This window comes from Bradyrhizobium sp. (assembly GCF_028868675.1).
Lineage (GTDB): Bacteria > Pseudomonadota > Alphaproteobacteria > Rhizobiales > Xanthobacteraceae > Bradyrhizobium.
Genome location: NZ_JAGWUA010000007.1, coordinates 14155 through 27066 on the forward strand (window position 1 = coordinate 14155; position 12912 = coordinate 27066).

Genomic DNA, 12912 nt, shown 5'->3' on the forward strand with positions numbered 1-12912 from the left:
ATCTCTGCGCGGTCGCGTCAATGGCGATAGCGTTTATTTTGCAGCGTTTTCGGCCGTTGAACCCAGATTTGCTTAATTCCCACCCATATGGCGGATGACCCGCAGGCCGGGGCTGGCACCCGAGGCGTCACGGTGAGTTGATAGGCAAGTTGGTGACCACCTCTCGGCCGCGACGCGGTAATCGCGAACACAGGAATTTGGCATGATCGGCGCGCTCGCCCGCAAGTTTTTCGGCTCCGCCAACGACCGTCGGGTCAAGGGTTACCAGTCCCGCGTCAACGCCATCAACGCGCTGGAGGCGGAACTCGCAAAACTCTCGGACGACGCGCTGAAGGCCCGCACCGCCGAATTCAGGCAGCAGCTCGCCGGCGGCAAGACGCTCGACGATATCCTGGTACCGGCCTTTGCCACCGTCCGCGAAGCCGCCAAGCGCACGCTCGGCCAGCGCCATTTCGACGTCCAGCTGATCGGCGGCATGGTGCTGCACGAGGGCGACATCGCCGAGATGAAGACCGGCGAAGGCAAGACGCTGGTGGCAACGCTTGCGGTCTATCTGAACGCGCTCGCCGGCAAGGGCGTGCATGTCGTGACCGTGAACGATTACCTCGCCCGTCGCGACTCCGGCTGGATGGGCCAGATCTACGGCTTCCTCGGCATGACCACCGGCGTGATCGTCCATGGCCTGGACGATGCCGAGCGCAAGGCGGCTTACGCCTGCGACATCACCTACGGCACCAACAACGAATACGGCTTCGACTATCTGCGCGACAACATGAAGTACCGTCTGGAGGACATGGTCCAGCGCGGGCACTACTACGCCATCGTCGACGAAGTGGACTCGATCCTGATCGACGAGGCGCGCACGCCGCTGATCATCTCCGGTCCGCTCGACGACCGCTCGGATTTCTACAACACCATCGACACCTTCTTCCCCAGGCTCGACAAGTCCGACTACGAGGTCGACGAGAAGCAGCGCACCGTGACCCTGACCGAAGTCGGCATGGAGAAGCTCGAAGGCCTGTTGCGCGATGCCGGCCAGCTGCGGGGCGAATCCCTCTACGACGTCGAGAACGTCTCGGTCGTGCACCACGTCAACCAGGCGCTGCGCGCGCATACGCTGTTCACGCGCGACAAGGACTACATCGTCCGCGACGACGAGGTCGTGATCATCGACGAGTTCACCGGCCGCATGATGCCGGGCCGGCGCTATTCGGAAGGCCTGCACCAGGCGCTGGAGGCCAAGGAGCACGTCCAGGTCCAGCCCGAGAACCAGACGCTCGCCTCCATCACCTTCCAGAACTATTTCCGCATGTACGAGAAGCTCGCGGGCATGACCGGCACGGCTGCGACCGAGGCCGACGAATTGTTCGACATCTACCAGCTCGAGGTCGTGGAGATCCCGACCAACCTGCCGGTGGCGCGCCTCGACGAGGACGACGAGGTCTACCGCACGCAGAAGGAAAAATACGCCGCCATCCTCGCCGAGATCGAGCGGGCCAATGCGCGCCTGCAGCCGGTTCTGGTCGGCACCGCCTCGATCGAGAAGTCGGAAGTGCTCGCCGAATTCCTCAAGCAGAACGGCTACAAGCAGATCGATTTCGGCAAGGAGAACGCGCTGGACAAGCTCTACGCTGCGGCCCGCGCCGGCAAACCGGCGAAGCTGTTCGCGGTGCTGAACGCGCGCTTCCACGAGCAGGAAGCCTATATCGTGGCGGAAGCCGGCGTGCCCGGCGCGATCACCATCGCCACCAACATGGCCGGCCGCGGCACCGACATCAAGCTCGGCGGCTCGCTCGACATGCGGATCAAGCAGGAGATCGCAGGCATCGAGGACGAGGCCGAGAAGGCCAGGCGGATCGAGCAGATCAAGGCCGACGTCGAGCGCTTCCGCGAGATCGTGCTGAAGGCCGAGGAGACGGTCGAGATCGAGCCGGCCAAGGGAAGCAAGCCGGCCAAGACCGTGAACAAGCCCGGCGGCCTCTACATCATCGGCTCCGAGCGGCACGAGTCCCGCCGCATCGACAACCAGCTCCGCGGCCGTTCCGGCCGTCAGGGCGACCCCGGTCGCTCGAAGTTCTTCCTGTCGCTGGAAGACGACCTGATGCGCATCTTCGGCTCGGATCGTCTGGACAGCATGCTGCAGCGGCTCGGCCTGCAGGAGGGCGAGGCCATCATCCATCCCTGGATCAACAAGGCGCTGGAGAAGGCGCAGCAGAAGGTCGAGGCGCGCAACTTCGACATCCGCAAGAACCTCCTGAAGTTCGACAACGTCCAGAACGACCAGCGCAAGGTGATCTTCGACCAGCGCGTCGAGCTGATGAAGGACGAGAGCGTCGCCGAGACCGTCGCCGACATGCGCCACGTCTATGTCGAGGACCTCGTCGCCAAGCACGTGCCCGAGCATGTCTATGCCGAGCAGTGGGACGTCGCCGGCCTGAAGGACGAGCTGAAGCGCGTGCTCGACCTCGACCTGCCGGTCGACGCATGGGCCAAGGAAGAGGGCATCGCCGACGAGGAACTGCTCTCGCGCATCGAGACGCGCGCCGACGAGCACATGGCGGCCAAGGTCGCGCAATGGGGTCCCGACGTGATGCGCTACGTCGAGAAGACCATTCTGCTGCAGACGCTGGATCATCTCTGGCGCGAGCACCTGATCATGCTCGACCATCTGCGCCAGGTGATTGGCTTGCGCGGCTATGGCCAGCGCGATCCCCTGCAGGAATACAAGACCGAAGCCTTCAACCTCTTCCAGGAGATGAGCTCGCATTTGCGCGAGGCGGTCACCGCGCAACTGATGCGGGTCGAGATCGTGCCGCCGGAGCAGGAGGCGCCGGTGCTGCCGCAGATGGAGGGCCACAAGCTCGATCCGAACACCGGCGAGGACGAGATGGCCTTCGCCGGCGCCACGCTGGTGCCGCAGGGCGGCGCCGCCGCGCAGCGCGATCCGAAAAACCCGAGCTCGTGGGGCAAGGTCGGCCGCAACGAGGACTGTCCCTGCGGCTCCGGCAAGAAGTACAAGCACTGCCACGGCAAGTACGGATAGTGGGTGCCACGGTCCCCGGCTTCGCTGGTCAAACCGGCGCGTAATAGCGGTAGCGGCTGATACAGCGCGAGCTACACGCTCACTTCATCGCCGAGAAGCGGCTGTCGAATGAGCTCGACTGCACCACCGGCGCGGCGCCGGCCATCTGGGTGCTGGCTGCGGCCGGCGCTGCGGCCTCTGCCGGCTTCGGTTCGGCATGCTTTGCGGCCGCGACCGATTTCGGTGCGTCATGATGCGGCACGATCCGTGTCACTGCGGCCTTCAGCCGGGATGCGGCCGTGGCCGGCGTCGTCGAGGCGGTGGCGGCCGGCGATGGCGAGGCGGTCGCGGTGGTGTCGGCGCTTCCCACGCCCATCTTGCGCGCGAGGTTGGAGAAGAAGCTGCCCCCCGACTGGGTCGCAGGCGTGGCTGCCGCGACGCGCGTCGGCGCGGCTTGCGCCGGTACGGCGACGACGGGCTCTTCCTGCGCAGCCGCCGCGGCCTGTGCGAGATTGGGTTTTGGCGGGTTGACGGTCGAGGGGATCGTCCCCGGCGCCTTCGACAGCGCGAGCAGCGACAGGCTCTGGCCGTCGCTGCTGCCGTCCGACAGGCCGGTATTGCCATCGGGAATTTTGGCGGCGAACACCTTGTTCATGCCGCCGTCGATGCCGGTGTTCATGCGCGCGACCGGCGTGCCCTTGGCGACGAGCCTGGCGTACTGGGCTTCGTCCTGCTGCTGCTTCTCGCGCACCGCCTGCTGGATCTCCTCGGGGATCACATAGGCCGGGCATTTCGCGGCCGCGTCGAACACCGGCTCGCGCCTGGCGTCCGGCGCCTTGACCGCGTCGAACACGTACTTCTTCTCGCAGAAATCGACCTTCGGCTCCTGCCGCGTCACCTCGAAATGATCATAGCCTTCCTTGATCATCTTCCAGAACGCCATGTTCGGGTTGTTGCGGTGCTTGGCCATGTTCACCGGCGTCATCCGGAACGGATAGGCCTGCAGCTGGAACGCCTTCTGGCCGCCGAAGAAGGATTCGCGTCCCAGCGAATAGATCTCGGCGATCTGCTCGTCCGTCATCGCGTAACAGCCGCGCGAGGAGCAGTCGCCGTGCACCATGAGCTGCGAGCCGGTGCGGCCCAGCGCGCGGTCGAACGCGTTCGGATAGCCGGTGTTGAACGAGAGATAATAGGCCGACTGCGGATTCATCTGGCTCGGGTTGATCGAGTAGAACCCCTCAGGCGCCTGACGGTCGCCTTCGCGCACCTTCGGGCCGAGATCGCCCGACCAGCGGCAGATCGGATAGGTCTTGAGCAGCGCGAACTGGCCGGAGCGGGTCTGCTTCCAGACCTCGAGCTCGGCCTCCTGCTTGAACAGGCGGACCAGGATCGGCGACTGCAGATCCATGTCCTTCTCGTTCATTGCGGCGATGAGCTTCGGCGGGACGGGCTGGTTGGCCTTGGCGTTGTTCGCGAGCGAAATCTGGTCGGAGTCGCAGCCGGCCAGCAGCACGCTGGCGGTCAGCGCGACCGACGCCAAAAGCGCGCGTGCGAGCGAGCTAGAAATCAAGACGGGACCCCACACTCACCAGGCAATTTCCGCAAAAACCCCAAGCGTCATGCCCTGAAGCCATTGATTAAAATTCTAACCGCTGGGTCAGGTCGTCGCAACCCGAGGCGGGATCACGAGGACGTTGGCCCTTGGGCATGGTCAACAGAGCCTAAACTTCAGCCTTTATTGCGGCCGAGCGGCCCAATTGCGGCCGGGATCGCAGATTCGGGCAAAAAAAGGGTTAATGGCGCCTTAACCCGCCGCATTGGCAGGATTGGCCGGGTGGAGCGGGGTGGGGGTTTCGTGCCCCGGACGCAGCGCAGCGCTTCCGGGACACGAAATGGAGCAAATCAGCTCAATTTCCGGCCGATTTCCAGGAATTTCTGCCGCCGCTGCCGGCGGATGGCGTCCGCGTCCAGGTTGCGCAGTTCGGTGAAGGCCTGCTCGATGGCCTCGCCCGTGGTGGCGATCATGGCGGCGGGGTCGCGATGGGCGCCGCCGACCGGCTCCTTGAGGATGTGATCGATCACCCCGAAGCGGAGCATGTCCTGGGCAGTGATCTTCATGCTGTTGGCGGCCTCCTGCGCCTTGGTGCCGTCGCGCCACAGGATCGAGGACGCCGCTTCCGGCGAGATCACGCTGTAGATCGCGTGCTCCAGCATCAGGACGCGGTTCGCCGTGGTGATGGCGATCGCACCGCCCGACATGCCCTCGCCGGTGATGATCGCGACGTTCGGCACGCCCAGCGACAGGCAGGCGTCCGTCGAGCGCGCGATGGCTTCGGCCTGTCCGCGCTCCTCGGCGCCGATGCCGGGATAGGCGCCGGCGGAATCGACGATCGACAGCACGGGAAGGCCGAAGCGCTCGGCCATCTCCATCAGCCGCACCGCCTTGCGATAGCCTTCCGGGCGCGCCATGCCGAAATTGTGCTTGATGCGGCTCTCGGTGGAATCGCCCTTTTCCTGGCCCATGACGCAGATGCTTTCGCCGCGGAAACGGCCGAAGCCGGAGACCAGCGCCTCGTCCTCGCCGAACTTGCGATCGCCGGCGAGCGGGGTGAACTCGGTGATCAGGCCCTTGATGAAATCACTGAAGTGCGGCCGCTGCGGATGGCGCGCGACCAGCGTCTTCTGCCACGGCGTCAGGTTGGCGTAGAGGTCGGCCAGAGCCTGCGCCGCCTTGTCCTCGATCCGCGACGCTTCCTCGGCGATGTCGCTGCCGGTCGCAGCCAGCGCGCGCAGCTCGTCGACCTTGGAATCGAGCTCGGCGACGGGCTTTTCGAAATCGAGATAGCTGCGCATGTTGTCCGGCATCAAATTCAATATAGGGAGGATGGAGCGAGGAGGCGAAGCGGATTTCGGGGCGGTGCAGGAAGGCAAGCTTCTTCAATGAGTTGGCGTACGAGGGAAGCCGTTGCGCGCCAAATCGGGAACAAGGCCACGGCTCTTTCTGCGGAGACGCGTCGGAAGTCAAGGCGGATGGTTCGTCGGGAGACCCAGCTCGCTTGTCCCGGACGCGCAGCAGCGCCCTTGCGCGGCTGCGCAGAGCCGGGGCGCGAGACCTACTTCTCCGCCAGCGGATGCAGGTCGCGCACCAGGCTCTTCAGCCGCTCCTCGACCACGTGGGTATAAATCTGGGTGGTGGAGATGTCGGTGTGGCCGAGCAGCGTCTGCACGATGCGCAGGTCCGCGCCGTTGTGCAGGAGATGGCTGGCGAAGGCGTGGCGCAGCACGTGCGGCGAGACCAGGCGCGGCTGCAGGCCGGCGGCGGCCGCGAGCTCCTTCAGGTCGCGGCCAAAATGCTGCCGCGTCAGATGCCCGCTCTCGCCGAAGGACGGAAACAGCCATTTCGACGCGGCGAGGCTGTTCTTGCGATCGGATTTCGTCGCGTCCATCGCAGCGAGATAATCCGCCATCGCAGCCCGCGAGGCGTCGTTGAGCGGCACCAGCCGTTCCTTGTCGCCCTTGCCGCGTACCACGATCATGCGGGCGTCGCGCCGCGCCGCCGAGCGCGGCAGCGCCACCAGCTCGGAGACGCGCAGACCCGTGGCGTAGAGCACCTCCAGCAGGCAATAGAGCCGAAGCGCGCGCAGCCGCTGCGAGGCCGAGGCCTCCGCCGCATCGCTCAATTCCTTGGCGCGCCTCAGCATGCGATCGACGTCGGAAATCGACAGCACCTTCGGCAGGCCGCGGCCGCGCTTCGGGCCGGACAGGATCGCCGCCGGATCGTCGGCGCGGACGCGCTCGTTCAGGAGGAAGCGGAACAGGTGCCGCATCGCCGACAGCCGGCGTGCGATGCTGGAGGATTTGAAGCCGCGCGCGTCGAGGTCGGCGAGGTAATCGCGCAGGACTTGCGTCTCGGCGCCGATGAAGGTCTGGCCGCTGCGGCCCAAGAATTCCGAGAAATCGCTGAGGTCGCGCCGGTATGCGTCGAGCGTATTGGGCCCGGCCCCTTGTTCCGCCGCGAGCATGTCGAGGAACAGGCCGATGAGCTTGGCGTCGGAGGATTTGCCGGGCTTGGCGCGCATCGCCGGAAAGGCTAGCTCCTATTTCTTGAGAAATCGGTCAGGCGGAATGGTCACCGTCATCTCCCGTGGCTTCGGATTGACGAAGTTGGCCAGCGAGAAGATCACGCCATAGACGATGCCGGCGAGTACGGCGACGATCGTCAGGAAGCGGAACAGGCTGGGCATCGGCAGGGTCTCTGGACAAGTCGCGGGCGCGAATTAACCAATGAAATCATCCATCATGTTCGTCGTTTCGTGGCAAGAGTCCTCTGGCGAGGGTGTCTCGGCCGGTAGTATAGGTGGCCCGATTGGCCGCATCCGGCCGCAGACGAGCCAAAGTTCATGCCCGACGCCGCTCCGCCAGCGCCCGCTAAACCCGAGGCCGACATCCTGTCGGCGCTCGGAACGCGCTCGATCGTGCTGGTCGGCATGATGGGCGCCGGCAAGTCCACCATCGGACGCCGCCTGGCGGCCAGGCTGCGGCTGCCTTTCGTCGATGCCGACACGGAGATCGAGGCGGCGGCGCGCATGACCATACCGGAGATTTTCGAGCGCCACGGCGAACCCCATTTCCGGGACGGCGAGGCGCGGGTGATCGCGCGGCTCCTGGACGGCGGACCGATCGTGCTGGCGACCGGCGGCGGCGCCTTCATGCGCGAGGAGACGCGGGCGCGGATCGCGGCCAAGGCCGTCTCGATCTGGCTCAAGGCCGATCCCGACGTCATCATGCGCCGCGTGCGGCGGCGCGCCGATCGCCCGCTGCTGCAGACCGCCGATCCCGAGGCCACCGTCACGAGGCTGCTCGGCGAGCGCGAGCCGGTCTATCGCAAGGCCGACCTGACGATCGCCTCGCGCGACGTGCCGCACGACCGCATCGTCGAGGAATGCGTGGAGACGCTGCACGCACATCTCTGCGGCCAGGCCGCAACCGAGCCACCATCCGACGTTGCGAGTGCCGCACGATGACCGCCCCGTTGAAGAATTCCGATCCCATCATCGTCGACGTCGCGCTCGGCGAGCGCGCCTATGACATCGTGATCGGCCGCGGCGTGCTGCAGTCGCTCGGCGCACGGATTGCCGCCCTTCGGCCCGGCGTGCGCACGGCAGTCGTTACCGACCGCACGGTTGCAAGGCACTGGCTGGAGCCGGCCGAGGCCTCGCTCGCCGCGGCCGGCATCCCGACCTCGCGCATCGTCGTCGAGGAGGGCGAGATCTCGAAGACCTATGCCGGCCTCGAAAAGGTCAGCGAGGCGCTGATCGCGGCCATGATCGAGCGCAACGACCTCGTGGTCGCGCTCGGCGGCGGCGTGGTCGGCGATCTCGCAGGCTTTGCGGCCGCGATCCTGCGCCGCGGCGTCGATTTCGTGCAGGTGCCGACCTCGCTGCTGGCGCAGGTCGATTCCAGCGTCGGTGGCAAGACCGGCATCAACTCGCCGCAGGGCAAGAACCTGCTCGGCGCCTTTCATCAGCCGGTGCTGGTCATCGCCGACACCGCCGTGCTCGACACGCTGTCGCCGCGCCAGTTCCGTGCCGGCTATGCCGAGGTCGCCAAATACGGCGTGCTCGGCGACGCGGCGTTCTTCACCTGGCTGGAGAAGAACCACGCCGACATTTTCAAGGGCGGCTCGGCGCGCGAGCATGCGATCGCGACGTCCTGCCGCGCCAAGGCGGGCGTCGTCTCGCGCGACGAGCGCGAGACCGGCGAGCGCGCGCTGCTCAATCTCGGCCATACCTTCGGCCATGCGCTGGAAGCCGCCACCGGCTTCTCCGACCGCCTGTTCCACGGCGAGGGCGTCGCGATCGGCATGGTGCTGGCGGCGGAGTTTTCGGCGAAGCTCGGCATGATCGGCCAGGCCGATGCCGCGCGCGTCGAGCGCCACCTTGCCGAGGCGGGACTGCCGACCCATCTGCAGGACATCGCCGGATTCGCGCAGGAAGGGCTGGCCGATGCCGACGCGCTGATGGCGCTGATGGCGCAGGACAAGAAGGTCAAGCGCGGCAGGCTCGCCTTCATCCTGCTGGAGGCGATCGGCTGCGCGGTGGTCGCCAAGGATGTCGAGCCGTCGCTGGTGCGCGATTTCCTCAAAGAGAAGCTCGGCGAGAAACCTGCGCGCAAGGCGTGAGGCGTGGGCGGAAAGCGGTCGTAGGTCGATGAACTGGCTCGCTCTCACCATCGTATTGGTCTGCCTCCTGGTCTCGGCGTTCTTCGCCGCGAGCGAGACCGCGCTGACCGGCGCCTCGCGCGCCAGCATGCTGCGGCTGTCCAAGCAGGGTAACCGCGACGCGGACGTCGTCTCCAGCCTGCTCGACATGCGCGAGCGGCTGATCGGCGCGCTGCTGCTCGGCAACAACATCGCCAATATCGGCGCGTCTGCGCTCGCGACCGGCATCTTCACCGGCTGGTTCGGCGAGGTCGGCGTGCTCTATGCCACCGGCGTGATGACGGCGCTGGTCGTGATCTTCGCCGAAGTGCTGCCGAAGACCATCGCCATCAACGCTCCGGACCGCATGGCGCTGGCCGTCGCCCGGCCGATGCGCATGACGATGTACGTGCTGGGACCGCTCCTGAGGGTGGTCGAGGCCATCGTCCGGCTCCTGATGCCGCTGTTCGGTGTCAAGGTCGGCGAGCACCAGGCGCTGCTGTCGCCGACCGAGCGCCTGCGCGGCGCGGTCGACCTGCTGCACCACGAAGGCAAGGTCGAGAAGCTGGACCGCGACATGCTCGGCGGCCTGCTGGATCTGCGCGAGTTGCAGGTCTCGGACGTCATGATCCATCGCACCGAAATGGTGATGATCAACGCCGACCTGCCGGCGGACGAATTGGTGCGTGAGGTGCTTGCCACCGAGTACACCCGCATCCCGCTGTGGCGTGACAGGCCCGAAAACATCATCGGCGTGCTGCACGCCAAGGATCTCCTGCGCGCCATCCGCGCCTCCGACGGCGACAGCTCGCGCATCGACGTCTCGACCATCGCGCTGCCGCCCTGGTTCGTGCCGGAGATGCGTCCCGTCTCCGAGCAGCTCAAGGCTTTCCGTCGCCGCAAGACCCACTTTGCCCTCGTCGTCGACGAATACGGCGAAGTTGAAGGTCTTGTGACGCTGGAAGACATTCTGGAGGAGATCGTCGGCGATATCTCCGACGAGCATGACGTGGTGGTGGCGGGCGTGCGCGCCCAGCCCGACGGCTCGGTCGTGGTCGACGGCTCCGTGCCGATCCGCGATCTCAACCGCGCCCTGGACTGGCACCTGCCCGACGAGGAGGCGACCACGGTCGCAGGCCTCGTGATCCACGAAGCGCGGTCGATCCCGGACCGCGGCCAGAGCTTCACCTTCCACGGCTTTCGGTTCCGCGTGCTCCGGCGCGAGCGCAACCGGATCACCGCGCTCCGTATTTCACCGGTGCCGCGCGAGGCCGAGGTCGAGGAGACGCGGCCGAGGCGCGCCGGAACGGCGTTTTAGCCTCGCACTTACCCGCCAGAGTGATCCGCCTCAGCCTTCCCCCGGCGCCTTCGCGTGGACCGCCAGCGCGTGCACGCGGCCGGAGAGTTCCGCGGTCAAGGCCGCATTTATCATGCGGTGGCGTTCGACCCGGCTCTTCCCTTTGAAGGCATCCGACACGATATAGACCCGAAAATGCGTCTCGCCGCCCGGCCGATGGCCGGCATGGCCCTCATGCAGATGTGATTCATCGACGACTTGCAGGCTTTCCGGTGAGAAAGTTTCGCGCAACTTGTTGCTGATAGTGTCTGTCGTGGTCATGTGCGCCATTAATGCGCATGCGCGCGTTCCGTCAATTCGCAATGTCAAGACTTGAAGCTTTTTGCATTGCGTAGTCAAAGTCAGTCATGCCGATCGATTCAAGCAAGTTCTTCGACTCCATCCGAGTCAAGCCGACCAAGGCGAAGCAGGAAAAGCGCCCGCGCGAAGCCGTGGCCGATTGCGAATGGCCGGACTGCAAGAACAAGGGTGCGCACCGCGCGCCCAAGGGTCGCACGCGCGAATACTGGCATTTCTGCCTGGATCACGTCCGCGAGTACAACCAGTCCTACAATTACTTCTCCGGCATGAACGCGGAGGCCGTGGCGCGCTACCAGAAGGACGCGCTGACCGGCCATCGTCCGACCTGGAAGATGGGCGCCAATGGCGGCGTCAAGAGGGGCGCGGAGGCCGAACTCGACGGCGCCTTCGATCCCTTCAGCATGTTCGGCGAGATCAACGGCCGGGCGAGCTGGCGGCGCGGCCCCGAGACCAAAGCCAAGGCCGAGACGCGCAAGGTGATGAACGCCGAGCGCAAGGCGCTGCAGGTGATGGGGCTCGGCCCCGAGGCCACGCTCACCGAGGTCAAGGTCAAGTACAAGGCGCTGGTCAAGCAGCACCATCCCGACGCCAATGGCGGCGACCGCTCCACCGAGGACCGCCTGATCGAGATCATCAAGGCGTATAATTATCTGAAGACCGTGGTGAAGGAGGCGTAAGCCTTCTTTCCCGGCTGCACGCAGCCGCCCCACTCTCCGGTGTCGTCCCGGCCAAGCGAAGCGCGAGCCGGGATCCATAACCACAGGGAGAAGTTTGGCGAAGACCGGCTGTTTTCAGTTTTTCCACGGTACCAACACCTGCTCTATCGATAGATCACGCGGTATGGGTCCCGGCGTTCGCCGGGACGACATGGTGTTATGCCGCGCGATCGAGCGTCGATTTCTCATCCCTTCGGCATCGGCCCCACATACGACGAGCTCGGCCGGATCAGCCGTCCCGTGCGCTGCTGCTCGCGGGCGTGCGCGGTCCAGCCGGCGGCTCGCGCCACCGCGAAGATCGGCGTGAAGGCCTGGCGCGGGATCGCCAGCGCGTCGAGCAGGATCGCGGTGAAGAACTCGACATTGGTCTCGAGCGGCCGATCCGGATTCTTCTTGCGCAGCGCCGCGCGGATATGGGCCTCGACCTCGCCGGCAAACGGCAGGTCGGCGCCGTCGGAGGCGAGCCGCTCGATCGCCGCCTTCAGCACGTCGGCGCGCGGATCGCGCACGCGGTAGACGCGATGGCCAAATCCCATCAGCCGTTCGCCACGCGAAAGCGCCGCGTCGACCCAGGGCTGGATGCGCTCGCGTGTGCCGATCGCATCCAGCATCTCCAGCACCGGCTCCGGCGCGCCGCCATGCAGCGGACCGGTCAGCGCGCAATAGCCGGCGGTGACGGCGGCGAACAGGTCGGCTTGCGTCGAGGCCACCACGCGCGTCGTGAAGGTCGAGGCGTTCATGCCGTGATCGCAGACGGTGACGAAATAGGCGTCGAGCGCCGCGACCTCGCGCGGCTCGGGCGCCGTGCCGCGCAGCATCGTCAGCGTGTCGGCGGCGTGGCTCGCGTTCGGGTCCGGCGCGACCGGATCGAGCCCCCTGGCGCGGCGCACCAGCGCGCCCGCGATCACCGGGAAGGCGCCGACGATGGTTGCTTCGTGGTCGAGGCCCTGCTCGGCGCGCAGGCCGGCGACCGTCGCGCGAAACCCGTCGACGATGCCCATGCCGCGCGTGGCGGGCAAGAGATCGGGCAGCCGGGCGAAGGCGCGCTCGCGCGCGGCCCCGAGGCTCGCCCGCACATTGGCTTCGCTCAGCGTGCGCACGCCCGCCGCGTTCCACAGCCGCGCGGTGACGCCCTCGAAACTCGATTCCGCGGCCAGCCGGCCGACATGCTCGCCGGCGATGATGAGCTGGCCGCGCTCGCCGTCGACATGGCTGAGGGCGGTTTCGGCTGCGGGAACCCCGTCGAGGCCGATCTGACTCTTGGTGAGGTGGATGTTCATGGCCCAAATCTCCTTTCGCGGAAGGAAAGGTCGGGCCT

Annotated in this window: 11 protein-coding genes; 5 read left to right on the forward strand and 6 right to left on the reverse strand. The window is 66.3% G+C overall.

The window, feature by feature from the left end; translation table 11 throughout:
- Window positions 1–202 precede the first annotated feature (202 nt).
- Window positions 203–3043 (forward strand): preprotein translocase subunit SecA, encoded by a 2841-nt coding sequence (gene secA / locus KGM94_RS01990; protein WP_300254346.1) that lies wholly within the window; start codon window positions 203–205, stop codon window positions 3041–3043.
- A gap of 79 nt (window positions 3044–3122) precedes the next feature.
- Here secA and KGM94_RS01995 read toward each other — a convergent pair whose 3' ends face one another.
- From KGM94_RS01995 to KGM94_RS02010, 4 genes are all read right to left on the reverse strand, one after another.
- A complete protein-coding gene (locus tag KGM94_RS01995; RefSeq protein WP_300254349.1) occupies window positions 3123–4592 on the reverse strand; it encodes a murein L,D-transpeptidase family protein in 1470 nt (489 codons plus the stop codon).
- A 332-nt stretch (window positions 4593–4924) separates the two neighbouring features.
- Entirely contained in the window at window positions 4925–5887 is a 963-nt protein-coding gene (locus KGM94_RS02000; RefSeq protein ID WP_300254352.1) for an acetyl-CoA carboxylase carboxyltransferase subunit alpha, read from the reverse strand.
- 248 nt (window positions 5888–6135) lie between these two features.
- Window positions 6136–7101 carry a site-specific tyrosine recombinase XerD gene (xerD, locus tag KGM94_RS02005; protein ID WP_300254355.1) on the reverse strand — a complete coding sequence of 322 codons (966 nt, stop codon included), beginning with the start codon at window positions 7099–7101 and terminating at the stop codon, window positions 6136–6138.
- Between the two features lie 18 nt (window positions 7102–7119).
- The gene (locus tag KGM94_RS02010) at window positions 7120–7266 is read right to left on the reverse strand and encodes a histidine kinase (protein ID WP_300254357.1); all 147 of its coding nucleotides are present in this window, start codon (window positions 7264–7266) and stop codon (window positions 7120–7122) included.
- 156 nt (window positions 7267–7422) lie between these two features.
- Between KGM94_RS02010 and KGM94_RS02015 the strand changes: the two genes are divergently transcribed.
- The 3 genes from KGM94_RS02015 to KGM94_RS02025 are packed head-to-tail and all read left to right on the forward strand — an operon-like array spanning window position 7423 to window position 10539.
- Window positions 7423–8046, forward strand: coding sequence for a shikimate kinase (locus KGM94_RS02015; RefSeq protein ID WP_300254358.1), 624 nt, complete (start codon window positions 7423–7425; stop codon window positions 8044–8046).
- Entirely contained in the window at window positions 8043–9203 is a 1161-nt protein-coding gene (aroB, locus tag KGM94_RS02020; protein WP_300254361.1) for a 3-dehydroquinate synthase, read from the forward strand. The genes KGM94_RS02015 and aroB overlap by 4 nt, the downstream gene beginning before the upstream one ends.
- A 28-nt stretch (window positions 9204–9231) precedes the next feature.
- Window positions 9232–10539, forward strand: a complete 1308-nt coding sequence (locus tag KGM94_RS02025) for an HlyC/CorC family transporter (protein ID WP_300254364.1) — start codon at window positions 9232–9234, stop codon at window positions 10537–10539.
- Between the two features lie 30 nt (window positions 10540–10569).
- Here KGM94_RS02025 and KGM94_RS02030 read toward each other — a convergent pair whose 3' ends face one another.
- Window positions 10570–10839, reverse strand: coding sequence for a BolA family protein (locus KGM94_RS02030; protein ID WP_300254367.1), 270 nt, complete (start codon window positions 10837–10839; stop codon window positions 10570–10572).
- Between the two features lie 86 nt (window positions 10840–10925).
- Between KGM94_RS02030 and KGM94_RS02035 the strand changes: the two genes are divergently transcribed.
- On the forward strand, window positions 10926–11555 hold the full coding sequence (locus KGM94_RS02035) for a DnaJ domain-containing protein (protein ID WP_300254370.1): 630 nt from the start codon (window positions 10926–10928) through the stop codon (window positions 11553–11555).
- Between the two features lie 224 nt (window positions 11556–11779).
- Here the strand turns inward: KGM94_RS02035 and KGM94_RS02040 are convergent, their stop codons facing one another.
- Window positions 11780–12874, reverse strand: a complete 1095-nt coding sequence (locus KGM94_RS02040; protein ID WP_300254374.1) for a citrate synthase/methylcitrate synthase — start codon at window positions 12872–12874, stop codon at window positions 11780–11782.
- Window positions 12875–12912: the final 38 nt, after the last annotated feature.

Coding starts and splice junctions, on each gene's coding strand:
- secA (WP_300254346.1), top strand. CDS start 203: ATGATCGGCGCGCTCGCCCGCAAGTTTTTCGGCTCCGCCAACGACCGT.
- KGM94_RS02000 (WP_300254352.1), bottom strand. CDS start 5,887: ATGCCGGACAACATGCGCAGCTATCTCGATTTCGAAAAGCCCGTCGCC.
- xerD (WP_300254355.1), bottom strand. CDS start 7,101: ATGCGCGCCAAGCCCGGCAAATCCTCCGACGCCAAGCTCATCGGCCTG.
- KGM94_RS02010 (WP_300254357.1), bottom strand. CDS start 7,266: ATGCCCAGCCTGTTCCGCTTCCTGACGATCGTCGCCGTACTCGCCGGC.
- KGM94_RS02015 (WP_300254358.1), top strand. CDS start 7,423: ATGCCCGACGCCGCTCCGCCAGCGCCCGCTAAACCCGAGGCCGACATC.
- aroB (WP_300254361.1), top strand. CDS start 8,043: ATGACCGCCCCGTTGAAGAATTCCGATCCCATCATCGTCGACGTCGCG.
- KGM94_RS02025 (WP_300254364.1), top strand. CDS start 9,232: ATGAACTGGCTCGCTCTCACCATCGTATTGGTCTGCCTCCTGGTCTCG.
- KGM94_RS02030 (WP_300254367.1), bottom strand. CDS start 10,839: ATGACCACGACAGACACTATCAGCAACAAGTTGCGCGAAACTTTCTCA.
- KGM94_RS02035 (WP_300254370.1), top strand. CDS start 10,926: ATGCCGATCGATTCAAGCAAGTTCTTCGACTCCATCCGAGTCAAGCCG.
- KGM94_RS02040 (WP_300254374.1), bottom strand. CDS start 12,874: ATGAACATCCACCTCACCAAGAGTCAGATCGGCCTCGACGGGGTTCCC.